Origin of the sequence: Pseudoalteromonas sp. bablab_jr010 (assembly GCF_016464105.1) — a bacterium.
Taxonomy (GTDB): Bacteria; Pseudomonadota; Gammaproteobacteria; order Enterobacterales; family Alteromonadaceae; genus Pseudoalteromonas; species Pseudoalteromonas simplex.
This window is the reverse complement of the sequence record NZ_JACDWV010000201.1, coordinates 278422-303743: the sequence shown is the minus strand read 5'-3', so window position 1 is coordinate 303743 and position 25322 is coordinate 278422. Positions and strand designations below refer to the sequence as shown.

Below are 25322 nucleotides of genomic sequence, written 5' to 3'. Positions count from 1 at the left end.
AGAATCGGAGACTGCTAGTATATATTGATTAAAAAATGAATAATATTTTTTCAGATAAAAATTATAACTTGTTTATTATTAAAACAAAGGCCAAGTTGCAAACATGCTAAGTCAGCTATTTAAAAAGCCTTCATCTATGATGGTAGGGATCGACATCGGATCACACTGTATAAAGGCAGTGTTATTGCAGGAGACAGACGCTGGTTTGCGGCTTGAAGCACTAGCTATTGAACCTATGCCTAAAGGCGCTATGTCTGAACGTTCTATTCAAGACATAGAAGCAATAGGTAATGTTATCGCGAAATTAAAAAGAAAAATACCTAAATCCGTACAACGCGCTGCTGTTGCAGTGTCTGGGCAAACCGTGATCACAAAAGTAATTTTTATGGATGTATCATTAACTGATGCTGAACTTGAGTCACAAATTGCTATTGAAGCAGACAGCTTAATTCCTTACCCCCTCGACGAAGTTAATATCGATTTTGAAAAACTGGCTATCAACGAAGCGGATCCAAGTAAAGTTAATGTACTTCTTTCGGCAGCGCGAACTGAAAGTGTGCAAGCTCGTGTAGGTGCTCTTGAAACAGCTAACTTAAAAGCGGCAGTGGTCGATGTAGAAAGTTATGCCCTCAGCCGAGCAATGGATGTTTACTATCAACAGTTGCCAAGCGATGCTTACAATAAGTGTGTCGCTGTGGTTGATATTGGTGCTGTTCTGATGTTGGTTAGTGTGGTGCAAGAGGGTGAAACAATTTATACCCGTGACCAAGTATTTGGCGGCGATCAATACACTAATAGTATCGTTGCTTATTATAATAAAAGCTTTGATGAAGCTGAAATAGGTAAAACAACAGGGGATTTACCACCAAATTATACTTTTGAGGTGTTAGCGCCATTCCAAACATCACTATTGCAGCAAGTAAGACGCGCAGTACAAATGTTCTTAACAACCAGTGGTAAAGAGCAAGTTGACTATATTGTTCTAACGGGTGGCACAGCTATGATTGATGGCCTTGACAGGCTTTTAATTGAAGAACTGGGAATCCATACGGTGGTTGCTGAGCCATTTGCAAACATTGAAATCTCCGCAAAAGTGGATCGGAATATGCTGCAGCGTCACCGAACTCAGTTTGCAATAGCCACAGGACTGGCATTAAGGAGCTTTTCATCATGCCACATATAAATTTACTGCCCTGGCGAGAACAGCAAAGAAAAGACTCACAGAATAAATTTATAACTGTGCTTTTTTCTGTTGTTGTTGTCAGCTTTATCAGTATGTATCTATTGAGCTCTTTTTACAGCGGCCTTCGTCAAGGCCAAGATGCAAAGAATAACTTTTTAAATACTGAGATCGCTCTTTTGAATCAACGTATTAGGGAAATTAATGAGCTTGATAAAAAGAAAGAAAACTTACAGCAACGAATGCGTTTAATTGAAGAGCTGCAAAGTAGTCGTAACTTAGGTACACAAATCATGGATGAAGTTGCGAAAATAGTCCCTGCAGGTGTCTATTTGACTAAGTTGGAGCGCCGTGGTGACCAAATTCATGTAACAGGTCGTAGCGAATCGAATAACCGCTTATCGACCATGCTACGTCAAGTTCAAAGTTCTTATTTACTAGAGCGCCCAGTAATGCAAGGCATTGTTGCAGGTGAGCAGACATCAAGGCTATTAAGTGACTTTAATATGGATTTTTATGTTAAACCGTTTGATCAGATAGGTGAGGCGCGTAATGAACCTTGATATCAAATCGTTAACTGAAATAGATTGGAATGAAATAGAGCTCGAAAACATGGGTGATTGGCCCATTGCTGTAAAAGCGTTATGTTGTGCTTTTGTAGCTGCAATCGTGTTGTATTTTAGTTATAGCCTATTGGTGTCTGATGAGATTGCCAGCTATCACAGCGCCGTAGCAAAAGAAACTGAGTTGCGTAACACTTACAAGCAAAAATATGCTTTAGCGAGCAACTTAGAACTGTATCGCCAACAAATGGTAGAAATGGAAGAGAAATTTTCTCAACTATTGAAGCGCTTACCTACCTCGAATGAAACACCTGGGTTGCTTGATGATTTATCTTATGTTGGAACGACAAGTGGTTTAACCTTCTTAAAAATTGGTTGGTTACCTGAAATTGAAAAAGAATTTTATACAGAGCTACCGATAAAAATTGAGGTGGTGGGTACTTACCATGAATTCGGTGAATTCGTTGGCAAAGTAGCACAGTTACCGCGTATTGTTAGTTTGCATGATTTTACAATTCAAACTTTAGGTAATGGCGAGCTTACTTTTAGTGTTGTAGCCAAAACATATCGTTACGAGGGGGGCACTAAAAAATGAAGAAGCTTTCCTTAGTTATATTAATGAGCTTTGCGTTAGCCGCTTGTAATGATGATACTGCTGAGCAAAAAGAGTTTATCGATCAGGTAAAAGCTAGCACAACGCCGAAAGTTGAACCGATCCCACAGATAGCGCAATTTGAATATTTTGAATACAGTGCAAGTAGACTTCGCAGCCCATTTGTTGCTCCGAAGCCTGAGATTATTCAAAATAACCTTGTGCAGGTGAAGAACTGTCTTCATCCTGATCCAAATCGAGTTCGCCAACCTCTTGAGAAATACCCATTAGATAATTTGCTTATGAAAGGTACCATAGGCCGAGCTGGCAATACTTGGGCACTCATCAAAGCGGCAGATGAAACGCTTTATCGCGTAACCGTAGGTAATTACATTGGTTTGTATCATGGTGAAATAAAAGAAGTGCACGACAATTACATAGAATTATTAGAATTAATCCCTGATGGGGCTGGTTGTTGGAAAGAGCGTCTGACAAAGCTAGAAATGTTAGAGGCGGATACAAATGGTGCAAGTTAATCTTATGAAAGGTAAAAAAAATATGCATAAAGGAATGGCTTGGTTTAAAAACATGCATAAGTTCATGTTAGCTGCACTTGCTTTTTTAATAGCGCAGTCAGCAGTTGCGGCACCTTTACTATATGATGTGCGTTATAACCCATTAATGAAAGGCGAAACACAACTACAGCTTGTGTTTGATGAGGCACTGACATTCGAACCAAAAGTCCAGGTGTATAACTCACCAGCACGCATCGAAATGTTATTCAGTAATGTAGGTGTTGATAATGAAATGCGTGATGTACCTGTGAACCAAGCAGGTATTCAGCATGTAACAAGCACCATGACCGCTGATGGTTTGAAGGTCGTTGTATCGTTAGATAAATTAAAAATCTATAAAACGTTCGCTAAAGATAACATCCTAACGCTGCATGTTTCTGATAACCCAATTAGTGGAGACGAAATAGCGGATCCACTCTCAGCAGCCAATAATTATATAAATACAGTTCAGTCGATAGATTTTCGTCGTGGTGAAAAAGGCGAAGCAAGGCTGTTAGTATTTTTACAAGACACGCAAGCAGCTATAGATGTTCACGAAAGTGGTGGCAAAATTATTGCTGAGTTCCACCATACTGATATTCTCGATGATCTACTTTATCAGCTTGATGTGATGGACTTTGGCACAGTCGTTAGCAATATTGAGACGTTTAAAGAAGGCAATATGACACGTATCGTGGTTGAGCCAAACGCTGCATTTAAATTCACTCATCAGCAAATTGAGAATATTTTTACTTTAACTGTCGAAAAAGATGATACGCAACGCGCTTACCTTGAAGGGGGAATTGAGTATCAAGGACGTCCAATGACGTTAAACTTCCAAGATATTCCCGTGCGTTCAGTACTGCAAATAATCGCAGGTTACAATGAATTTAACTTAGTAACGAGTGATTCTGTTACAGGCAATATTACTTTACGACTAGAAGGAGTCCCTTGGGATCAAGCGCTTGACGTAGTATTGAAAGTGAAAGGCTTAGATAAGCGCATGGATGGCTCTATTTTAATGGTCGCCCCTTCTGAAGAGTTGGCTGCCCGAGAAGCTAAAGAACTTAAAGCTAAGCAGCAAGTTGAAGACTTAGAACCGCTTTATAGCGAATATATTCGCCTTAACTATGCAAAAGCTGAAGAGTTTGCAGACCTATTGAAAACAGACACAAATAGCATTATCTCAGCGCGAGGAAGTGTTTCTGTTGATAAACGAACGAACACTTTGCTGATCAAAGACACTGCAAAAAGTATTGAAAGTGTGCGTCGTATGGTTGAGACCCTAGACATTCCTGTTAAGCAAGTCGTGATTGAATCACGTATGGTGACAGTGAATGATAATGTGCAAGAAGACTTGGGTGTTCGTTGGGGTATTAGTGACGTAGGAAGCGATGGTGCTATTTCTGGCTCTTTAGAAGGCGCTGGCGGCATGTTTGGTGCGGGCTCTTACGATAATATTCCAAGTATTTCTGATCGCTTAAATGTCAATTTACCGGTTTCAAGCCCTGCGGGTAGTATTGGTGTGCAAGTCGCTAAGCTAGCCAATGGCACTATTTTAGATTTAGAGTTAAGTGCGCTTGAAGAAGAAAATCGCGGCGAAATTATCGCAAGCCCACGCATCACGACGGCTAATCAACAAAAAGCACGAATTGAGCAAGGTACAGAAATTCCATACGTTGAAGCTGCATCTAGTGGCGCAACGACAGTAACATTCAAAAAAGCGGTATTGAGCTTAGAAGTAACGCCTCATATTACACCTGACAACAAGGTGATTTTAGACTTAGTAATTACACAAGATACTCGTGGTGATACGGTACAAACGCCAACAGGCTCTGCTGTGGCGATCAATACCCAAGAAATCCAAACCCAAGTATTAGTAGAAAATGGTCAAACAGTGGTGCTTGGTGGTATTTTTCAACAACAAATTGTTAATTCAACTAAGAAAGTACCATTGTTAGGTGATATTCCTTATTTGGGTGTGCTGTTTAAAAGCACGAGTGAATTTAACGAGAAGAAAGAGTTGTTAATCTTCGTAACCCCTAAAATTCAAATTGATTAAGTGATTTTTTCTTAAGCAACGAGCAATTAGCATTTTAATTGCTCGTAATCTGGCTTTTTATGCTAATTGACTTGAAATACCCAAGCAATTACTGAGATAATCCCCTCCTTAATTTTGGGGCCAGGTCGTTAGGCGGGGTTTTATTTCAAATTTTAGAGTTCGTTTGTACTAAAAAGATATGGCTGAGAAACGTAATATATTTCTAGTGGGCCCTATGGGGGCTGGCAAAAGCACAATTGGTCGTCACATTGCTGACCAATTACACCTTGAATTTTTCGATTCAGATCAAGAGATCGAGCGTCGTACTGGAGCAGACATTGCTTGGGTATTCGATCTTGAGGGTGAAGAGGGCTTTCGACTTCGTGAAGAAACTGTAATTTCAGACCTAACTGAGATGCAAGGTATCGTTCTTGCAACAGGTGGTGGTTCTGTGATCAGTAAAGAAGTACGTAACAAGCTTTCTGCTCGTGGTATTGTTGTATACCTTGAGACACCAATCGAAAAGCAAGTTGCACGCACACAGCGCGACAAGCGTCGCCCATTATTGCAAACAGAAGAAGCACCGCGTGATGTACTAGAGCGCTTAGCTGAAGAACGCGAACCGTTATACAAAGAAGTTGCTGATTTTGTTGTCCGCACTGATGAGCAAAGCGCGAAAGTTGTTGCTAATCAAATCATCGAGAAATTAGATTTTTAAAAACCAATAATAAAAAGGAAACTAGCTATGCTTGAATTAACAGTTAATTTGGACGAGCGAAGTTATCCTATTTATATTGGTCAATCTGCTCTTCAAGAGACTGGTCGGCTGCGCGAGCACATCGGCGACTGTCGACCTATCATTATCACCAACGACACCATTGCACCTTTATATCTTGATAATGTAATGACGTCGTTGGCTGATCTAAACCCGTTATCTTTTACCATCCCTGATGGCGAACAATATAAATCACTTGAGTGGTTTGAAAAGATTTCGGCATTCTTACTTGAACATAACTGTGGCCGCGATACTTGCCTTATTGCCTTAGGTGGCGGTGTGGTGGGTGATCTCACTGGTTTTGTTGCTGCATGTTATCAACGTGGCGTGCCTTTTATTCAAGTGCCAACGACTTTGCTTTCGCAAGTCGATTCATCTGTTGGCGGTAAAACGGCAGTAAACCACCCACTTGGTAAAAACATGATTGGTGCGTTTTACCAACCACAAGCAGTATTTATCGATACGCAATCGCTACATACTTTGCCTGAGCGTGAATTCGCAGCGGGCATGGCTGAAGTGATTAAATATGGCCTTATTTACGACACTGAGTTATTTGCTTACCTTGAGCAAAATATCACTAAACTTAAATCTCTTGATGAACAAACTTTACAGCATGTGATTTATCGCTGTTGTGAAATCAAAGCCTTGATTGTTGCACAAGATGAAAAAGAAGCTGGTTTACGTGCATTACTAAACTTAGGGCACACCTTTGGCCACGCAATTGAAGCGCAAATGGGCTATGGTAATTGGCTACATGGCGAAGCCGTTGCGGCAGGTATGGTACTGGCAGCACGCCTTGCACATACCCGTGATGACTTAAACGCAGCAGAAGTTGAACGCATTATTAAATTGATTGCTGAGTATGATTTACCTGTCGATATTCCGGCAGAAATGACCAACGAGCAGTTTTTAACGCACATGCGTAAAGATAAGAAAAATAAAAAAGGCACGATTCGCTTTATTCTACCTACCCAATTTGGTCAATGTGCGCTGGTAAGTGATGTTACTGATCAGCAGGTTTGTGATTTAATAGCGCGCTAATGCAATCGCAAATATTGCCTAGCCGTGCTGCGCTAGTTGATCGAATCGCTCTGCAGTTTGAATATGGGCAAAACCTAATTTGCTTACTCGGTCCTTCTGGCCTTGGTAAAAGCTATTTATTAGAAACCTTCATCACGGATAAATACCTCGACTTTAATAAAGCGTTTGTTCAGTTGTCGGGAAAAATGACCGACCAACAGTTTATGACTGAACTGTTAGAACAAAGCTTTAGCAACCCACTAATTGATCACGCTTTAAGTTTGTCTGAAAACTTCTATCAACTTTATAAACAACAGCCTTGTGGTGATTGTTTATGGGTCATTGATGGAGGGCGTCATTTATCTGAAGAGTTAATTCAGCAATTAGAAGTCCTTGCCAAGCAAAGCCCGAGCACGTTATACATACTGATTGCATCACAATCGGCAGGGCAGTTTAGTCAAGCAGTTGAAATCCACTTAGAGTCGCTAAATTTAAGTGAAAGTAAGCAACTGATGCGTTGGTTTTTCGATAACCTCCCTGTTGAAGAAGACCCCGTTTTTCGCACCTTTTTACAAGAAGCGCATGGTAACCCAGCTTTATTACTTGCTTGGCAGCCGGAACAACAAACTGCAGACATTCGCGCACCAGAAAAAAGCTATAAACTGCTTTATTTAATTTTGCTCTTAATCACGACCATGGTGCTGATCATTGGCTTTTTATATAAAGCTGATATGACTGAGTGGTGGAAAGCGCATTACCAGCAGGATACAACGAACTCTGTGGCAACAGCACTGCCTGCAGAAGCAGTAATCAATGGTCGAGTAGAAAGCAAAGAGCTAGTTCTAGAACAAGCTCAAGACGATCTTCAAGCCGAGCAGCAAGTTGCTACTAATGATGAGGACAACACAACTCAGGCAGCTAAGGTGCCAGTTGATAACTCTGCGATAGAAAACCGTGAGAATGAAAGTCATAACAATAATGTCGCTGCGATTGTTGATAGCCTTTTGCCAGCAGAGCGAATAACACAAGAGACTGAGCAACCAACGACAGATGAAGTTATAGCTGCCGTCATCAACGATGCTGAGCAAACCGAGTCTGCCATTGAGCCAGAGCTGCCATTAGTAGGAAATGCGTGGTATTTATCTCAGCCAGATGACAATTTTGTAATCCAATTACTTGCGGTGACTAAAAAAGAGATTAGCGATAAGTTTATTACTGAAAATGGCTTGCAAGGGCAAGTAAATACTTACCAAAGCTTACGGAGTGGTAAGCCGTGGTGGATTGTAACTTATGGTAGTTACACCACACTGAATGATGCTAAGAAGGGCGTAACAACACTTTCTGATAATGTGCGTAAAAATCAGCCGTTTTATAAAAAAATAAGTAAAATTAAACAAGAAATCGCTTCACTAAATCAGTAAATTAAAACTGATTAGTGTAAAATCGCGCAACACCGAATTGAAGTTAAGAGCAGATGCAGCAAAAGACCAGAGCCTTCCTTAAATGGGCAGGTGGAAAATACAGCCTAGTTGAAGATATTCGTACCCGCTTGAAGCAAGCGAGTATGGATGCTGACACCTTAGTTGAACCTTTCGTTGGTGCTGGCTCTGTATTCCTTAATACTGATTTTAAGCATTATATTTTAAATGATATAAATGCGGATCTGATCAATCTTTACACTGAGCTTAAGCGCACGCCCGATGAGTTTATTAGCGACGCTAAAAAGTTGTTTGTAGAGCTTAATAACCACCCCGAAGCCTATTACGAATATCGTGTTCAGTTTAATCAAAGCAGTGATGTGTATGAGCGTGCGATTTTATTTTTATACATGAATCGCCATGGCTATAACGGGTTGTGTCGCTATAATCTAAAAGGTATTTTTAATGTTCCTTTTGGTAAATATAAGCGCCCGTATTTTCCTGAAAAAGAAATGCATTTCTTTGCTGAAAAAGCTCAGCAAGCAACCTTTACTTGCTTAGGTTATGACAAGGTATTTAAGCTTATTCCTAATAATGCGGTTGTATATTGCGATCCACCTTATGTGCCTTTGAGTAAAACAGCTTCATTTACTTCTTACGCTAAAGGCGGTTTCAATTTAGATGACCAAGCAAACTTGGCGAATTTAGCTGAGCAAGCCGCATTCGAAAATAACACGCCGGTACTTATTTCTAACCACGATACAGTGTGGACGCGTAAAATCTACAGCCAAGCATCATTAGATGAGATTCAGGTAAAACGCACGATTAGCCCCAAGGGCGGTTCACGCAATAAAGTGAACGAGCTAATGGCTATGTATTTAGCACCAAAGAAACGGTGAAATAAATCGCTGCTACAAATAGACTGAAAAAAATCAGGGCAATGACGATGATAGTACTGAGCGAGTGCTCTTTGAAGTCAGCTTGACGCTTATTTTCTGATTGCACACCAAAAAATGCCGCAAAGACACTTTGTAATGCACTCATGAATTTGTTCATACGATTTAGAACTTAGAACCTAAACCGCTAACTTTCTTTGACTCTTCACTACTTGTTAATAACTCAAGTAAATCAAGATAATGGAACTGAGCACTGCGGCTATCACCCGTTAACCAAGAAAACCATCCTGTTTCTTGTTCTGCTTTCATACATTGAGCAGAAGATGATGATGCGTTAAGCGTGTTGCATGAGCAACCAGACGCCGCTGCTAAAAAGTCGTCTTCATCAGCAGATGAAAAAGATACAAACGCAGCAACCGTAAGTGCGGACGCGATTAAGATCCCTATTTTAAAAGCACGCATGAGAATAACCCTTGTTTGTGTTACTTAAACAAGCATACATAACAATTGCTCAAATAACAAACTTAATTATCGCTGAATTAAATAAAAATTTAATAAAATTAGCTCTTTAAAGTAAATTTAATGTTTATTATTTGTTTCATTTTATTGTGTTGTAGATGGCTTTTTAATAGAGTTATTGCTCAAATTTTGACTAAAATAACACTAATTCAATAGGCTAAAAGGATTAGCTTAAAGCAATCGCCCTTTAACAATCAGCTGCGGTGTTTAAATCAGCAGTCGATTGGGTTACATTATGCGCTCTTCTTGCAGTCGCAAATTTTAATGGAATCTCTCATGTTGGAAACATTACAAAAGTATTTAATTGCCCCTTCTATTTTATCAGCCGACTTTGCCCGTTTAGGTGAAGATGTTGATCGTGTACTAGCAAGTGGAGCAGATGTTGTACATTTTGATGTGATGGATAACCATTATGTGCCAAACCTAACTTTTGGTCCGATGATTTGTAAAGCACTGCGCGATTACGGCATTACAGCCCCGATTGATGTGCACCTTATGGTAAAGCCTGTCGATCGTCTAATTCCCGACTTCGCTGAAGCGGGCGCTTCTATCATCAGCTTTCACCCAGAAGCCAGTGAGCATATTGACCGTACCTTGCAACTCATAAAAGACAGTGGTTGCCAAGCAGGGCTTGTATTTAATCCTGCAACCAGCCTTAGCTACCTTGAGCATGTGCTCGATAAAGTTGATGTGGTGCTATTAATGTCGGTTAACCCTGGTTTTGGCGGCCAAAGCTTTATTCCTCATACCCTCGAAAAGCTTCGCCAAGCGCGTAAAATTATTGATGATTCAGGTCGCAAAATTCGTTTAGAAGTTGATGGTGGCGTTGGTGTTGATAACATTGCTGAAATTGCCGAAGCGGGCGCTGATATGTTTGTTTCAGGCTCGGCGATTTTCAATCAACCAGATTACAAAGCGGTTATCGATGCGATGCGTAACGAGCTTGCAAAGGTTGAGCCATGAAATACGATGCGGCATTTTTCGATTTAGATGGCACCTTAGTCGACAGTGTTTATGATTTATACATTGCGATGAACCTGACCCTAACTGATCTAGCATTTCCGATTGTGACACAAAAGCTAGTTGAAAGCTGGGTAGGTAATGGCATAGAAACGCTTGTAAAGCGTGGTTTGAGTGGCGATATGCAAATCAGTGAGCATTTAGATGAAGCCCTTGCTGAGCGTGCAATTAATTTGTTTTATCAGCACTATGACCAAGTTGTAGGCGATTACAGTGCGCTTTATCAACATGTAGAAACCGGGCTTGCTGCCCTTGCTGGTATTCCTAAAGTGGTGATCACCAATAAGGCTCGTCGTTTTACCGAAAAGCTACTTGATAAACTGTCACTGACTAGTCATTTTCAGTTGATTGTATGTGGTGATGATATGGCAAAGAAACCATCACCTGAGCCTTTAGTATTTGCTTGTCAGCAATTAGATGTCAGCCCAGCCAAAGCGGTTATGATAGGCGACTCTAAAAGTGATATTTTGGCTGCCAAAGCGGCTAAGGTGGATGTTGTTGCGCTTAGTTATGGCTATAACCAAGGTGAAAACCTCGCTGATTTCAATCCAGAGTACCTCTGCGAGAATTTCTTAGATATAATACCCGTTCTTACCCAAAGGTAAGTGCATTTTAAATTCGTCTTTTTAGTTTAGTAAAAATATAAAGGAACATCATGAGTAAACCAGTAGTGTTAAGTGGCATTCAGCCAACCGGTGGTATGACAATAGGCAACTATGTTGGCGCTATTAACCAGTGGCTTAAGCTACAGGAAGACCACGAAAGTTTCTTTATGTTAGTTGATTTACACGCTATTACTGTACGCCAAGATCCTGAGCAACTACGCTCGCGCGTGCTTGACGGTATTGCGCTGTATGCTGCATGTGGTATCGACCCAGAAAAAGCGGCGTTATTCGTACAATCTCAAGTGCCAGAACATGCACAGCTTAGTTGGGTTTTAAACTGTTACGCTCAAATGGGTGAGCTTAACCGTATGACGCAGTTTAAAGATAAGTCTTCTAAGCATGCTAATAACGTGAATGTGGGCTTGTTCTCTTACCCTGTACTGCAAGCTGCAGACATCTTGTTATACCAAGCAGATCAAGTGCCAGTGGGTGAAGACCAAAAGCAACACCTTGAATTAACACGTGATATCGCAACACGTTTTAACAACCTATACGGTGACGTGTTCAAACTACCTGAGCCGTACATTCCTGAGTTTGGCGCACGTGTAATGAGCTTACAAGATCCGCTCAAGAAAATGTCTAAATCAGATGAAAATCCAAACGGTTACATCATGTTATTAGATGAGCCGAAGAAGATTGAAAAGAAACTGAAAAAAGCAGTAACCGATTCAGACGAGCAAGCTCGTATTTATTTTGATCGTGAAGAAAAGCCAGGTGTATCTAACCTACTTACTTTATTATCAGTGGCCACTAAGCGCTCTATTGAAGATTTAGTTCCAGAATACGAGGACAAGATGTATGGCCATCTGAAAAAAGACACTGCAGCAGCGGTTGTTAATATGATTGAGCCAATTCAAGCACGCTTTAAAGAAATTCGCGAAGATCAGTCATTACTTGATAGCATTATGAAATCAGGTGCTGAAAAAGCGAGTATCCGCGCTGAAAAAACATTAAAAGCAGTCTACGATGCGGTAGGTTTTATCCCTCGCCCGTAAGCTTGTGATAAATTATTGAAATAAAAATACCGCTTGATAGCGGTATTTTTTTAGCTATTAAAAGCTAAGCGCCATTAATACTGTAAATAAACAGATAAGTGCAGCAGCGGTTTTGTCTGTTTTTTCCATTTTTTATTTCTCACCTGTGTTCAATTGTTTAATTACATAACCTTTATTTTTTAATAAGCCTAACAAGCTATCTTCACCAGCTAAGTGGGCTGTGCCAACGAGCAGTAACTCTTTTTGCGAATTAGTAAAATAATTTTCAATGTGACCAAGCCAAGTTAGATTTCGTTGCTTGATCAACATTTGGTAAGTATTAGGGTCATGTTCTTGTAAAGGCATAAGAGTAAGTTCATCTATTGCTTGCATATCGCCATTTTTCCATGCATTAAGCATTGCGATGTACAGTGCTTGGTAACTAGAAATTTGCGTTAATAGTGACTCAATAAAGGCATTTTCGTCTTGGCTACCTACTTGTTTAAACAGGTCTAATTGAAAAGCCACGGTCTCTAGATAAGCGACTTCTTTTTTATCTCGCTTAGCCAATTTCGCGAAGTAACTATCAACACCTTCACCCATAAGTTGTTGCTTTTGAAGTTCTAGCGGCATGATTAGCACGCTTAACATAAAGGGGCGAAAGCTATCGAGTTCGCTGAGTTTCATATCATACTGGGCAAGTTGTTCTTCTAGTTGCTGTTTCACCTTTGCTGATAACTTGCTACTCAGTGTTTCGCCAGCTTGATAACTAAGAGTTTTAAGCATAGTGAGTTGTGCTGAGCTATCGCTTGGTGCGGGCACATCAGTTTCAAGTACTAAGATATCAGCCTGTTTATACGCTTGATTAAATTCATCAGGAAGGGGGAGTTCCTTGGGCGGCAAAACGTGGATTGAACCAGCAACATATATAAATTCATTACCTTTACTAACTTTCCATACGGCACTTTTTGCTGCACCAAAACCACTTATTAATAGGCCTGTCGCAGCAATTGATGAGATTAGCAAGTGTCTAGTTAGTGTTTTCATTATTTAAGCCTGTTAATTTAAAGAAGCTTGCTCAGCATGCTGAGCAAGCCAAGTATTACTTATTCAGTTGTTGCTCAATTTGCTGATCAATTTTATTGTTCATTTGCTCAATAGATGCTTCGATAGAGGTCTCTAATTGCTTGTTTAGCTTTTGAGTACCTTGAGCATTAAGTAAGGTATTCGTTGATGTAATAATGATTGCAGTGACCGCTAAAAGTGACATCATTTTTAAGACTGAGTTAGCCATAATTTAATTCCTTTAATTGGTTGATTAGTTTTATCAGCGAAGCAAAATTGGTTGGTAGCCCGTTGATGGAAACTACAATAGCGAGGAAAGCTGCTAGAGTCGCTTATCTAGTTCTAAGCAATTTATATATAAGGTTTTAAAATATTAATTTGAATATTTTCAATGGTTTAAGTTTAATTCTTATGAGGGGAAATAAGGTTTTAAATCATTTAATTTTTGCGGTTTTGTCTTTTGATGATAGTTTGGATGCAGCAAATAGGAACTTGGAGGTTTTGATATGGGTTTTAAAGTAAAACATTATGCGGCTAAAACTATACCTGCGAATAGCTCATTAGAATGGGAGCTAATCTTAACTGAGCTTATCATTGGTAGCCTTTGTGCTGCATTCGCAAAGATCGGCTATGATGCCGCTATGTTACTTATTTTTATACCTAATTTAGTAATCGCCTTAGTTTGCTTTGGCTTTATTGGGCTTTCGATATTTCACTTCATAAGAGAAAAACGCAGTAAACCAAGTGAGTAGTATAGATTGCTGCGCTATTTTTCTACTGGGGTAACGCCTGGCGAGTCGCACGCAATGACTTCAAATCGATAGCCATACTCAGCATGGTGATCAGGGGTTACTTGCACAATCTCATAATCATTCAGCTCAACGGATTTACTGTTTTCTGCTTTTAAACAGCGTGAATAACTATCGGCTTCAAAGCTGTAAGCAAACATGGCAATTAAACGTTTGCTACGTTCAAAGTAACCTTTGGTATCTAGAAACTGACGAAGGTTTTCGGCGGTTTCGCCGTCAACTTCTACATCTACGTCTTGGCTTGGGGCTGAGCTTTGTGTATTTTCAGGAAGTTGTTGCTCGAGCTTTTTACCAAGTTCTTCGACTGCTTTTTGCTGTTCTTCACCTGATTCCTTGGCAATGACTTTACTATCCACAAAGGTGCTGACCATATTGTCGAGCACTTCTTCAGGTGGCTTATCATCAAGAAATGAAATTAAGTTAATAAAGACTACCGACGCTAAAACAAAGCGTACAATGGCGGTTAATAATGGTGAGTAGCTTTGACTAATAAACTTAACTCGCTCAGAGCCAAATGGCTTTATCAGCAATAAAACAAAAATATAAAAAGGTAAAAAAAGTTGAAATAACAATAAAGTACCTAGGGTTATTCCCATTGCCCAAGGTGGTAAATATAACAAGGTGGCAAAGTTATGTGTGTAGTTAAAGTGACTAGCTGAGACATGAGTTACATCATTAACTATGCCGCTTGCACCAGCCAACACAAAATTAGCGATACTGGCATAGAAGATTAAAATCAGTGCTTTGCCGGCAAGCGAGTGCCAAAGTTGGTTAAACTTGGGCCAAAACTCAATAACAAGCGCAATAATGGTGATGGTGGCACTTAACCAGCCCGATTGCAGAACAATCAGGCTGCTTAATGCTAAAAGATAGAGCTTTTGCGCGGTACTTAAGTTAAACCAAATGGCTTTTAACTGTTCAACCAGCCTCGTTTTATGAGGCTGCCAGCTACGTTGCTGTTGTTGAAACTGTTTATTAGCGCGCCATTTTGCAATTTTTAAATACCTACGCACGCAATATCCTTTTTATAGTAATGGTTTTAAGTACCTTCCTGTGTGTGAACGCTCACAATCGGCAACGTCTTCAGGTGTACCAGAAATTAAAATTTCACCACCGCCTGAGCCGCCTTCAGGGCCTAAATCGACAATCCAGTCTGCGGTTTTGATCACATCAAGGTTATGCTCGATAACAACAATGGTATTACCGTGATCGCGTAAGCGGTGAAGCACGACTAATAATTGCTGAATATCAGCAAAGTGTAAACCCGTAGTTGGTTCATCAAGGATATATAAGGTTTTACCTGTATCGCGTTTTGAAAGTTCGCGAGCTAGTTTTACACGCTGTGCTTCACCACCAGAGAGGGTAGTAGCAGCTTGACCTAAGCGAATATACGACAAGCCTACATCCATTAGGGTTTGCAGTTTACGTGCAATAGCCGGAATTTTATCAAAATAGTCACGGGCATCTTCTACGGTCATTTCGAGTACTTGGTGAATGTTTTTACCTTTGTACTGTACTTCGAGGGTTTCACGGTTGTAGCGCTGACCTTTACATACATCACAAGGTACATACACATCAGGTAAAAAGTGCATTTCTACCTTGATCACACCATCGCCTTGGCAAGCCTCACAACGGCCACCTTTAACGTTAAAGCTAAAACGGCCCACTTTATAGCCACGTGAACGGGCTTCTTGAGTACTCGCAAATAGCTCTCGAATACCGGTGAAAATACCGGTGTAAGTTGCTGGGTTTGAGCGCGGAGTACGGCCAATTGGGCTTTGGTCAATATCAATCACTTTATCAAAATGCTCTAGACCCTTGATTGACTTATACGGTGCCGCCTCTGCGGTCGTTGCGCCATTTAACTCGGTATGAGCCAGTTTAAATAAAGTGTCGTTGATAAGTGTCGATTTACCTGAGCCTGATACACCTGTGATACAGGTCATTAAACCAAATGGAATACGTAAATCAACGTTCTTTAAGTTGTTACCTGTGGCACCAAATAACTCAAGCCATTTGTCGGTAGTTTGATGGCGAGCCGCCGGTACTTCGATTTTCTTTTCGCCAGAGAGGTACTGACCCGTGATTGAATCTTTGCTAGCTAGAATATCGTCATGGGTACCTTGTGCAATAACATGGCCGCCATGAACACCGGCACCCGGGCCGATATCGATAATATGATCCGCAGCGCGAATGGCATCTTCGTCATGTTCAACCACAATAACGGTGTTGCCTAAATCGCGTAAGTGAATAAGGGTTTTTAGTAGGCGGTCGTTATCGCGTTGGTGCAAACCAATTGATGGTTCATCCAGTACGTACATAACACCAACAAGGCCTGCACCAATTTGGCTTGCCAAACGAATACGCTGAGCCTCACCACCAGAAAGGGTATCGGCACTTCGCTCAAGTGATAAATAATTAAGGCCGACATTGATTAAGAAAGATAAACGGTCGCGAATTTCTTTGAGAATTTTTTCGGCAATTTGTGCGCGCTGACCAGTTAAATTCAAGCCATCAAAAAATGCCATGCTTTCACCAATACTCATTGTGGTGATAGCTGGCAAGTTTGTTTGACCTATAAATACATGGCGAGCTTCTTCACGTAGTCGCGAGCCATGACAGCTCGGACACGCTTGGCTTGTTTGGTATTTAGCAAGCTCTTCGCGCACTGAGTTTGACTCGGTTTCACGGTAGCGGCGATTCATATTATTTAAAACGCCTTCAAACTCATGGTTACGCGTAATTAAGTCGCCACGGTCGTTACGATAGTTAAAGGCAATTTTAGTTTTGCCAGAACCTTCAAGAATTACCTTTTTGGCCTCTTTACTAAGCTCTTGGAAAGGCACTTCTAGGTCAAACTTATAATGCTCTGCGACAGCTTGCAGCATTTGGAAGTAATAAAAGCTGCGTTTGTCCCAGCCTTTAATTGCACCGCCCGATAAACTTAGCTCTGGATTTTGTACAACACGGTTTGGATCAAAATACTGACGCACACCTAAACCATCACAGCTTTGACACGCACCTGCCGGGTTATTAAACGAGAATAAACGCGGCTCAAGTTCACTCATAGCGTAGCCACACGTTGGGCAGGCAAAATTAGCAGAAAAAAGCATATCTTCGCTGAGTGAATCGTCCATTGCCGCTACATGGGCAATACCACCTGATAGCTCAAGGGCTGTTTCGAATGATTCAGCTAAACGCTGTTGTTGGCCATCTTTAACTTTAAAACGGTCAACCACGACCTCGATAGTATGCTTTTTATGAAGCTCAAGGGTCGGAGGATCTGATAAGTCACAGACTTCGCCATCGATACGGGCGCGAATGAAGCCTTGACTTGCGAGTTGCTCAAGCAGCTTAACGTGCTCACCTTTACGATCTTTTACTACTGGCGCTAATAGCATTAGCTTACTTCCTTCAGGAAGCGCTAAAACCGTATCGACCATTTGGCTGATCGTTTGTGCTGCAAGCGGTAAATCGTGAGTAGGGCAGCGAGGCTCACCTACACGGGCAAATAATAAACGTAAGTAATCGTAAATCTCGGTAATCGTACCGACCGTTGAACGCGGGTTATGCGACGTTGATTTCTGTTCGATAGAGATAGCCGGCGATAAACCTTCGATGTGATCAACATCGGGTTTTTCCATTAGTGATAAGAACTGTCGTGCATACGCTGACAGTGACTCAACATAACGACGTTGCCCTTCTGCATACAAGGTATCAAACGCTAAAGACGATTTCCCTGAACCAGATAGGCCAGTGATAACTATCAGCTTATCACGGGGAATGGTTAGGCTGATGTCTTTTAAATTGTGCGTACGGGCGCCTCGGACTTCAATGTTTTCCATGCTATCTCGTTTTATTACCTAATTATTTTTTCAGTATCTCATAATACGCGATAAGATTAATCCTTGATCAAAGAAAAAATCATCACTTACAGGTGATTATTTAGTTTTCGCTTGTGGTAGAATCCACGCTCAAATTTTAATAGACAGCAAGATCAGTAATTCATGACAGCATCTTCACTCAACTCTCGAGAAAAACGCGCTGCCGTTTCGTTGGCGAGCGTATTTGCATTCCGTATGCTTGGCCTATTTATGCTGATGCCAGTATTGGCGATTTATGGTCAGCAATTAGAAGGGTTTTCGCCGCTTTGGATTGGCTTTGCTATTGGTGCTTATGGTTTAACGCAAGCCGTGCTGCAAATCCCTATGGGTTGGTTGTCTGATAAAATTGGTCGTAAAAAAGTGATTATTGGTGGCCTTTGTGTGTTTGCACTTGGCTCTGTTATTGCTGCAACCGCTGAGTCTGTGCAAATGGTTACGCTAGGGCGTGCACTACAAGGCATGGGGGCAATTGCCAGTGCCTTATTGGCGCTTGCTTCTGATTTAAGCCGTGATGAACAGCGTCCGAAAGTTATGGCCGTTATTGGTATGTGTATTGGTATGAGCTTTGCCGTTGCTATGCTACTAGGGCCTATTGTTGCTGCATCGTGGGGAGTTGCTGGGGTATTTTGGCTTACCGCAGGATTGGCCATTTTAGGTATTTTAATTGTGTTGTTTTTGGTGCCTAATGCTGTCAATAAGGCGCCAAAAGGTGACACACTTGCTACGCTTGATGATATTAAGCAACTGATTAAACACCCACAATTAGCACGCCTCGATTTTGGCGTAATGCTGCTTCATCTTACATTAACTACCGTATTTGTAGCCTTACCAGGCCAACTGATAAAAGACGGCTTAGTCGCAGACCATCATTGGTATTTATATATCCCTGTGCTGTTTTTAGCGTTTTTCTTGATGGCACCAATGATGATTGTGGCTATTCGTAAAGAAAAAGAAAAACAAGCCTTTATTGGCTCAATCGCACTGCTTGTTTTAAGTATGCTCGCGATGTCGTTATGGGTTGATTCGGTGATTGGCATCGGTATTTGTATGTTGGTTTACTTTATTGCTTTTAATTTTTTAGAAGCAACCATGCCTGCACTTGTTTCGCGTATTGCCCCAGCAAACCAGAAAGGTTCTGCGATGGGGGTATTTTCATCTACGCAGTTTTTTGGTGCCTTTTTAGGTGGTTTATTAGGGGGTTACGTTGCTCAAGCATTAAGTGCGCAAGCAGTGTTTGCGGCGGCGGCACTTGTTGGGGTAATATGGCTTATCCTTGCTTGGAATATGCAAGTCCCACCAAGAAGTAAAATAATTAGCTTAATGACTGAATTAAGTTCAGAGCAGCAGGCACAAGCGCTTGCTTCTCGTCTTGTTGCTTTACCGGGCGTAATTGAAGCAACGGTTGTCTGTGATGAAAATCGCAGCTATTTAAAGATTAATGATAAAGAATTTGACCTAGACCAAGCACGCAAAGTGGCTGGTTTAATCTAACGTTTTATAGGAGAAGTTCCATGGCACGCGGTGTGAACAAAGTTATCTTGGTTGGTAATTTAGGCCAAGATCCAGAAGTACGTTATATGCCTAATGGCAATGGCGTAGCGAATATCAGCATTGCTACGACAGATAGCTGGAAAGATAAAAACACAGGGCAAATGCAAGAGCGTACTGAATGGCACCGTGTCGTGTTATTTGGCAAACTAGCAGAAGTTGCTGGTGAATACCTTCGTAAAGGTTCACAAGTGTACATCGAAGGTCGTTTACAAACGCGTAAATGGACTGATCAATCAGGCCAAGAAAAATACACTACAGAAATCGTGGTAGACATGGGCGGTCAAATGCAAATGTTAGGCGGTCGTGGTGAGCAGCAAGGTGGTGGCGGTGGCTATCAAGGTGGTCAATCACAAGGCGGTTACCAAGGTGGTCAGCAACAAGGTGGCGGTTACGGCGGTGGTGCACAGCAATCACAAAGCAATAACAGCTATGCTCCACAGCAACAGTCTGCGCCAGCACAGCAGCAACAGCGTCCACAACAGCAGTCTGCACCGCAGCAGAGCAATAACCAATATGGTGGCGGTTATGGTCAGCAGCAAAACAATGCACCTCAACAAGGTGGTTTTGCACCTAAGCCTCAAAATGCCCCACAAGGCGGCGCATCAAATCCAATGGAACCACCAATCGACTTTGATGACGATATCCCGTTCTAATTCACAATATAATTAGATTGTAGAGTTAGTTTTTAAAACCCAGCTTAGTTGCTGGGTTTTTTATTTACGCAATACTTCGTAATCACTACTTTTGTTTGGGTTGTGTTGATTACAAAATAATTCTCATAAACTGTTTTTGCTAGGTGTTTAAAATTACAAAACTTTTGACAGCGCTGGTTATAGGATATTTCTGATATTGCTTTAAATCGCCCCGCAGCCTTGTATTTATAGGGTTCTTGAACAACACTTTGTGTATGTTTAAGCAACTAACCTGTGAAATGAAACGAGACTTAACTTCACGAATAAAGCAACCGGAGGCCATCTACGTGGCGGCCGCATTTTTGCTGTTAGTTGTTTTTAATATTTTTTTAAGTGATGTGTTACACGACAAAGTGCACCGAACAGGCACTGAACTAGCCAAGCAGGTGTATGAGCTGAACCTTGATCCGGTTGTGTCGCAAGATATCATTGCCACATTAGTTAAAAGCCAAGGCTTTGCAATGAATGCTAGCGACGTTCCGCAAAACTTTGCGAATTTCATCGATCTTGAGCAGGAGGTTTTTAGCTATAAGACCGTTAATTTACGCTTATTTCATTGGCCTTCATGGTTAGTTGAAAGTCACTTATTTATATTTTTAAATTTAATATTGCTTGGCACTGGGTATTGGGGTTTCCGTTGGTGGAAAAAAATGTTCAAGCAATTAGAAACCTTAGAGCAGCCACAAATACAAAGCCAAGAGCAGCAAGTGGTTGAGGCACCGCCAAAGCAGTTGACATCTCCAAAACCATTAGCGCACCAAGATTTGAATATCTTATATGGTGTGCCAACTAATTATAATCATTTGTTTGCACTATTTTTTTGGAAAAGCCCGTTTCCTGCTAACCTTGATATCGATAACTACTTTAAATTAGTGATTGCTAAAGGCTTTGGTGAGCTTGTAAATCGCTCTGTTAAATTACTGCCTTCTGGCGGTATCGCTGTCACCTTAAATAATGTACCTGCCACTGAAATTGATAAATACACAAAGCGACTACATCAAGTTATCTATCAAGCTTGTTTAAATTACCGTAGTGATTTGTCTCGCGCTGATATAAAAATTGGTGTGTGTAATTACCGCACAGGGGCTGATCAGGCAGTGGTTTATCAGCTTACTAAATCGGCATTAGCACTGGCGAAACAAAGCGCTTGGCAGCATATTCATCGCTTACCTTTTGGTCACACGCAGTCAAACATGCTGGCTGATAGCAAAGAACATCTTTTTGAGTATATAAAGAAAAAACACTTTATGTTGTTTTTTCAGCCGTTATTTGACTTGCAAACGGGCGATATTTTGCAGCATGAGGCATTGATCCGTATTCGACACAAAAGCTTAGGTTTGCTTGCTGCTAGGCACTTTATTCCACACATGAGTAGTAAAAAAGATGTTTTACTGTTAGATAAAACCGTAATTTTACAAGTAAAAAAGATGTTGTTGAATGAGTCTGGTAGCTTAAAGGTAAGTATTAACTTGCATGCGATGAACTGGTTCAATGATGAGTTTTGGGATTGGTTAAATCAGCAGACAGATGACTTTAAGTGTATCGACAGGTTGCAATTTGAACTCAGCGAAGATGATTATTTAAAACAGCATAAAAAGCTTAGTACACAGTTCGAGTGTTTAGAAAAACTCTCGGCAGGTATAGTTATTGATAATGTACGCAGCAGTGAGCACCTAGCGACCTACAAAGGCATTAATAACATTTGTAGTATTAAGCTAGCTTTAGAGCTAATTCATAATATAGACACAAGTGCTCAGCAACAAAAAATTGTTAAGCAAATAATTACTAAAGGGGCAGAGCTAAACTTTCCTGTCTATGCAGTTGGAGTAGAAACACAGAACGAACTTGCGACCTTAAAAAACTTAGGTGTTATTGCCGCGCAAGGCTTTTACTTTGCTGAACCTTTGCAGAAGTTAGCAGATATAACACCTCATAGTTAGCTTATCAGGCCTCGATATTTCAGGCCAGTTAACCCTTGTAGCCCACCTGTATGGATTGCAATGATGTGCGAACCTTTAGCAAAGTAGCCTTGCTCTATAAGTTGCCATACAGCAAAGAGCATTTTACCGCTGTAAATTGGCTCAAGCGCAATAGTGTGTTGCTTGCTAAAAGTTTGGCAAAATTGCCACAAGTTATCGCTAAACTTTCCGTAGCCACCATCATGAAAGTCGCAAAGCAGCTGCCAGTTTTGTTGCTGATTTGCTTTATTGCTTAGCTGCTTTATCTCATCAATTAAGTAGTGCGCTTGTTTCAGTACTGCGACACCTAACAGCTTTGTGTGCTGCGGTGCGCCTTCAATTAACCCCGCCAATGTACCGCCACTGCCAGTAGGGCAAACAATCACATCAGAACTTGGTAGGCTCTGTGCTAACTCTTTGCAACCTAAAAGCGCAGCTGCGTTGGTGCCGCCTTCTGGCAGTATGTAGGCATTAGGAAATTGTGCTTGCAATTGTGCTAGGTAAGTTTGGTCGTGCCTTAACCGGTAAGTAATTCGATTTACTGGGTGTAAGCTCATACCGCATTGCTTTGCGTAGTTGAGTGTTGGATTTGCTTCGTCTAGCTCAGGGCCGCGAATAATGCCGTGGGTTTTAAAACCAAATAGTTTACCCGCAGTTGCTGTGGCATGAATATGGTTTGAAAATGCACCACCAAAAGTGAGTAGTTCAGATTTCTTCTGTTGCTGCATGGCTTGCAAGTTAAATTTTAGCTTACGCCATTTGTTGCCACTAATTTGCGGGTGAATAAGATCATCACGCTTGATGCTGAGCTGAACTTTACGTGCCGCTAATAAGGGGTGATGAATTGTTTGTACTGGTGATTCAAAAGAACTATTCACGGTATCATTTTTTAGTAAATAAACACGCCCAATTGTAGCAAAGTCGTCTTAGAGATAGAAATTAGTCAATTAAACCAAAATGATTTTGTTATTTACTGGCATCAACTAAGGTAATAGAGGTAAACTGAGATAATAATTGAACAAAGCTTGTGTTTTGCCTTGCAAGTACATAGCATAAGAGTTTAATTATAAAAAATAATAATGACCAAATAATTGCCGCTTTTTGGGAATGGAATATATGCGAATTGCTCCTTTATCTCTGTTAATTTCAGTTAGTTTGCTAGCGACAAGTGCATTTGCACAAGATACAGCTACGGTAACTGGCATTGAATCAGAGATCAGTAAAAAACAAGCCGAATACGATAACTCGACCCTAATCCTCGAAAAACACCTAAAAGAAGAAAGTCAGTTACAAAAACAACTCGAATTATTGCGCGCCCGCTCAACTGAGCTAGATAAAGAAAAAAACCAAGCGCTAGATGCAATGAACGAGATGTATCGCCGACTGATTGATGACCCAACTCTTGATATCAGCAATGCGCAGTCGCGTTACCAAAAAGCTGTGGTTGATCATAAACAAAACAAAGATGATATTTCGATGCAATTGGCGGCAATTGCTTCGCATAGAAAAGATATCGAGCAAATTCGTGTATCTAAGCACACTCAGCTGAATACCTTAGAAAGCTTAAAAGAGCAGTTAGCAACAGCACGTGTTGAGCGTTTACGTAACGAGTTTACACGTGAAGGCACGCTAGAAGTTAATCATACGATTAACTGTAAGCGTACCGAAACGCTTGCTGCCTGTGAACAGCGCGGCCAACAAATGGGTTTACAAAAAGCCACTAAACGTTTTGTAGACCAGATTTTTGCTAACTTAACAGAAGAGCGTTTAGTTGAACCGAAACGTAACCTTGCCGGTGCACAGGTTAAGATTTTAAGTAGCCATGTCGTGAACAGTGCTTTTAGTGGTCAAGGTAACTACAACGTTAATTTAAGCGTGACCATGCGCGGTGATGTAAACAGCAGTCGTTTATGTAGCCTACTTAATTTAGACAATCGTTTTTGTGCAGATTATGGCACGCCTTTGGCCGGTAATTATCAAGCAAATTACGACGCAACGTATTCAGATAGTCAGTTAACATTCAGTAACTCTCAGGATAATAATCAAGTGGTTTCTGTATCACGTTTTAATGAGCAACCTGTAAGCGATTATTCTGTAAAAAAGCCAATTAAGGTTGAACCATTACCTGATCAAAATAAATCTAAAATGGTTGAATTAACACTGCGTTCAAATGTTTATGATGATGAAGTGTTTATTGATGGCGTGAGCTATGGTGCAACTAGGTTAACAACGTCATTACCAAAGGGCTTTCACAATATTGAAATTCGCAAACGTGGCTACAAAAGCTATAAAGCGCGAATTGATCTGCGTAAAGCACAAACCATTAATGCAAACCTAGTTAAAGTGCCTGAGCCAGTTGTTGCTGAAGTGACAGCGGCACCAGAGCAACCTGTAACAGCACCTGTTGCAAGTATTGTTAATAAAACCAGTTCTGCCAGCATTGTAGTTATTCCCGCTGGTAAATTTAAGATGGGTGACATTAACGGCAATGGGTTAGCGAATGAGCGCCCAGTGGTAGAAAAAACCATTGCTAACTCATTTGCAATGCAAAGCAAAGAAGTAAGCGTTGGTGAGTATGAGCAATTCGTTGCGAATACCGGCTATAAAACAGAAGCAGAAAAAGATCGCGGCTGTGCATATTACTTAAATGGTGAACCAGTTTGGGAAGCAACTCTAAACTGGCGCAATCCGGGTTTTGATCAAGAAAGCGATTTCCCGGCGGTTTGTTTAACTTACAACGATGCCAAAGCGTATGCAGATTGGTTATCGGGTCAAACAGGCCAGTTATTTCGTTTACCAAACGAGGTTGAGTGGGAATACGCTGCACGTGCAGGTAAAGAAACTGAATACCCTTGGGGTAACGAAATTGGTAAAAATTTAGCGAACTGTGGCTGGTGTGGAAGCGAATGGTCAAACAGGAGCGCAGCACCAACAGGGTCGTTTTCTCCTAACGCATTCGGCCTATACGATACAGTAGGTAATGTGTGGGAATGGACAAACAAAAAGTCAGGGCAGTCTGATGTGGCTGTTCGAGGCGGTGCATGGAATTTTGCTCCAAGCCTAGCACGCGTTTCAACGCGCTTAATCTTAGCGCCAGATTTTCGTGCAAACTATATCGGTTTCCGTTTAGTACGCGAACGATAAGA

General features: G+C 41.0%; 24 protein-coding genes. 17 read left to right on the top strand and 7 right to left on the bottom strand.

Translation table 11 applies throughout. The features are described 5' to 3' along the window. The first annotated feature begins 103 nt into the window (after positions 1–103). The 9 genes from JIG37_RS22045 to JIG37_RS22005 all read left to right on the top strand — a co-directional run bounded on the left by JIG37_RS22045 (position 104) and on the right by JIG37_RS22005 (position 9042). Complete coding sequence (locus tag JIG37_RS22045; RefSeq protein WP_054552809.1) at positions 104–1183, top strand: pilus assembly protein PilM; 1080 nt, start codon at positions 104–106, stop codon at positions 1181–1183. Next, positions 1171–1743, top strand: coding sequence for a PilN domain-containing protein (locus JIG37_RS22040; RefSeq protein ID WP_054552808.1), 573 nt, complete (start codon positions 1171–1173; stop codon positions 1741–1743). The genes JIG37_RS22045 and JIG37_RS22040 overlap by 13 nt, the downstream gene beginning before the upstream one ends. Then, entirely contained in the window at positions 1733–2338 is a 606-nt protein-coding gene (locus JIG37_RS22035; RefSeq protein ID WP_054552807.1) for a type 4a pilus biogenesis protein PilO, read from the top strand. Before JIG37_RS22040 ends, JIG37_RS22035 begins: the two co-directional genes overlap by 11 nt. Next, positions 2335–2871: a pilus assembly protein PilP gene (locus JIG37_RS22030; protein ID WP_199530288.1), complete on the top strand. Its 537-nt coding sequence runs from the start codon at positions 2335–2337 to the stop codon at positions 2869–2871. The genes JIG37_RS22035 and JIG37_RS22030 overlap by 4 nt, the downstream gene beginning before the upstream one ends. Continuing rightward, a complete protein-coding gene (locus JIG37_RS22025) occupies positions 2858–4951 on the top strand; it encodes a type IV pilus secretin PilQ family protein (RefSeq protein ID WP_138599276.1) in 2094 nt (697 codons plus the stop codon). The genes JIG37_RS22030 and JIG37_RS22025 overlap by 14 nt, the downstream gene beginning before the upstream one ends. Before the next feature lie 178 nt (positions 4952–5129). Then, positions 5130–5648, top strand: coding sequence for a shikimate kinase AroK (gene aroK, locus JIG37_RS22020; RefSeq protein ID WP_036973192.1), 519 nt, complete (start codon positions 5130–5132; stop codon positions 5646–5648). Between the two features lie 27 nt (positions 5649–5675). Then, positions 5676–6746, top strand: a complete 1071-nt coding sequence (gene aroB / locus JIG37_RS22015) for a 3-dehydroquinate synthase (protein WP_199530287.1) — start codon at positions 5676–5678, stop codon at positions 6744–6746. Next, positions 6746–8146 (top strand): AAA family ATPase, encoded by a 1401-nt coding sequence (locus JIG37_RS22010; protein ID WP_054552804.1) that lies wholly within the window; start codon positions 6746–6748, stop codon positions 8144–8146. Before aroB ends, JIG37_RS22010 begins: the two co-directional genes overlap by 1 nt. A gap of 53 nt (positions 8147–8199) precedes the next feature. Further along, the gene (locus tag JIG37_RS22005; RefSeq protein WP_054552803.1) at positions 8200–9042 is read left to right on the top strand and encodes a Dam family site-specific DNA-(adenine-N6)-methyltransferase; all 843 of its coding nucleotides are present in this window, start codon (positions 8200–8202) and stop codon (positions 9040–9042) included. On the opposite strand, the gene JIG37_RS22000 is transcribed toward JIG37_RS22005, so the two are convergent. Both JIG37_RS22000 and JIG37_RS21995 read right to left on the bottom strand, forming a co-directional pair. Next, positions 9014–9199, bottom strand: a complete 186-nt coding sequence (locus JIG37_RS22000; protein WP_054552802.1) for a DUF2970 domain-containing protein — start codon at positions 9197–9199, stop codon at positions 9014–9016. The genes JIG37_RS22005 and JIG37_RS22000 overlap by 29 nt on opposite strands. 5 nt (positions 9200–9204) lie before the next feature. Beyond that, a complete protein-coding gene (locus JIG37_RS21995) occupies positions 9205–9501 on the bottom strand; it encodes a hypothetical protein (RefSeq protein WP_054552801.1) in 297 nt (98 codons plus the stop codon). 333 nt (positions 9502–9834) lie between these two features. Between JIG37_RS21995 and rpe the strand changes: the two genes are divergently transcribed. Genes rpe through trpS form a run of 3 tightly spaced genes read left to right on the top strand, consistent with a single transcriptional unit; the run spans position 9835 to position 12238 of the window. Then, positions 9835–10521, top strand: a complete 687-nt coding sequence (rpe, locus tag JIG37_RS21990; RefSeq protein WP_138599274.1) for a ribulose-phosphate 3-epimerase — start codon at positions 9835–9837, stop codon at positions 10519–10521. After that, complete coding sequence (locus JIG37_RS21985; protein WP_199530286.1) at positions 10518–11183, top strand: phosphoglycolate phosphatase; 666 nt, start codon at positions 10518–10520, stop codon at positions 11181–11183. Before rpe ends, JIG37_RS21985 begins: the two co-directional genes overlap by 4 nt. A gap of 50 nt (positions 11184–11233) precedes the next feature. Next, positions 11234–12238, top strand: coding sequence for a tryptophan--tRNA ligase (gene trpS / locus JIG37_RS21980; protein WP_054552798.1), 1005 nt, complete (start codon positions 11234–11236; stop codon positions 12236–12238). A 132-nt stretch (positions 12239–12370) separates the two neighbouring features. Here the strand turns inward: trpS and JIG37_RS21975 are convergent, their stop codons facing one another. Both JIG37_RS21975 and JIG37_RS21970 read right to left on the bottom strand, forming a co-directional pair. Continuing rightward, a complete protein-coding gene (locus JIG37_RS21975; protein WP_199530285.1) occupies positions 12371–13264 on the bottom strand; it encodes a TraB/GumN family protein in 894 nt (297 codons plus the stop codon). 55 nt (positions 13265–13319) lie between these two features. Beyond that, positions 13320–13511, bottom strand: coding sequence for a hypothetical protein (locus tag JIG37_RS21970; RefSeq protein WP_138599271.1), 192 nt, complete (start codon positions 13509–13511; stop codon positions 13320–13322). Positions 13512–13788: 277 nt separating this feature from the next. Here JIG37_RS21970 and JIG37_RS21965 point away from each other — a divergent pair, with 277 nt between their 5' ends. After that, positions 13789–14034, top strand: coding sequence for a hypothetical protein (locus JIG37_RS21965; RefSeq protein ID WP_199530284.1), 246 nt, complete (start codon positions 13789–13791; stop codon positions 14032–14034). Positions 14035–14048: 14 nt separating this feature from the next. Here JIG37_RS21965 and JIG37_RS21960 read toward each other — a convergent pair whose 3' ends face one another. Together JIG37_RS21960 and uvrA are read right to left on the bottom strand one after the other, a co-directional pair. Continuing rightward, positions 14049–15104 (bottom strand): hypothetical protein, encoded by a 1056-nt coding sequence (locus tag JIG37_RS21960; RefSeq protein WP_054552794.1) that lies wholly within the window; start codon positions 15102–15104, stop codon positions 14049–14051. Between the two features lie 12 nt (positions 15105–15116). Beyond that, positions 15117–17936 carry an excinuclease ABC subunit UvrA gene (gene uvrA, locus JIG37_RS21955; RefSeq protein ID WP_199530283.1) on the bottom strand — a complete coding sequence of 940 codons (2820 nt, stop codon included), beginning with the start codon at positions 17934–17936 and terminating at the stop codon, positions 15117–15119. A gap of 162 nt (positions 17937–18098) precedes the next feature. On the opposite strand from uvrA, the gene JIG37_RS21950 reads away from it, so the two are divergent. The 3 genes from JIG37_RS21950 (at position 18099) to JIG37_RS22960 (ending at position 22158) form a co-directional block, all read left to right on the top strand. Continuing rightward, positions 18099–19466, top strand: coding sequence for an MFS transporter (locus JIG37_RS21950; RefSeq protein WP_054552792.1), 1368 nt, complete (start codon positions 18099–18101; stop codon positions 19464–19466). Between the two features lie 20 nt (positions 19467–19486). Beyond that, positions 19487–20179, top strand: coding sequence for a single-stranded DNA-binding protein (gene ssb, locus JIG37_RS21945; RefSeq protein ID WP_054552791.1), 693 nt, complete (start codon positions 19487–19489; stop codon positions 20177–20179). A gap of 326 nt (positions 20180–20505) precedes the next feature. After that, positions 20506–22158 (top strand): EAL domain-containing protein, encoded by a 1653-nt coding sequence (locus tag JIG37_RS22960; protein WP_199530282.1) that lies wholly within the window; start codon positions 20506–20508, stop codon positions 22156–22158. On the opposite strand, the gene JIG37_RS21935 is transcribed toward JIG37_RS22960, so the two are convergent. Beyond that, positions 22155–23054, bottom strand: coding sequence for a pyridoxal-phosphate dependent enzyme (locus JIG37_RS21935; protein ID WP_199530281.1), 900 nt, complete (start codon positions 23052–23054; stop codon positions 22155–22157). The genes JIG37_RS22960 and JIG37_RS21935 overlap by 4 nt on opposite strands. A gap of 238 nt (positions 23055–23292) precedes the next feature. Here JIG37_RS21935 and JIG37_RS21930 point away from each other — a divergent pair, with 238 nt between their 5' ends. Next, entirely contained in the window at positions 23293–25320 is a 2028-nt protein-coding gene (locus tag JIG37_RS21930) for a formylglycine-generating enzyme family protein (RefSeq protein WP_054552788.1), read from the top strand. Positions 25321–25322: the final 2 nt, after the last annotated feature.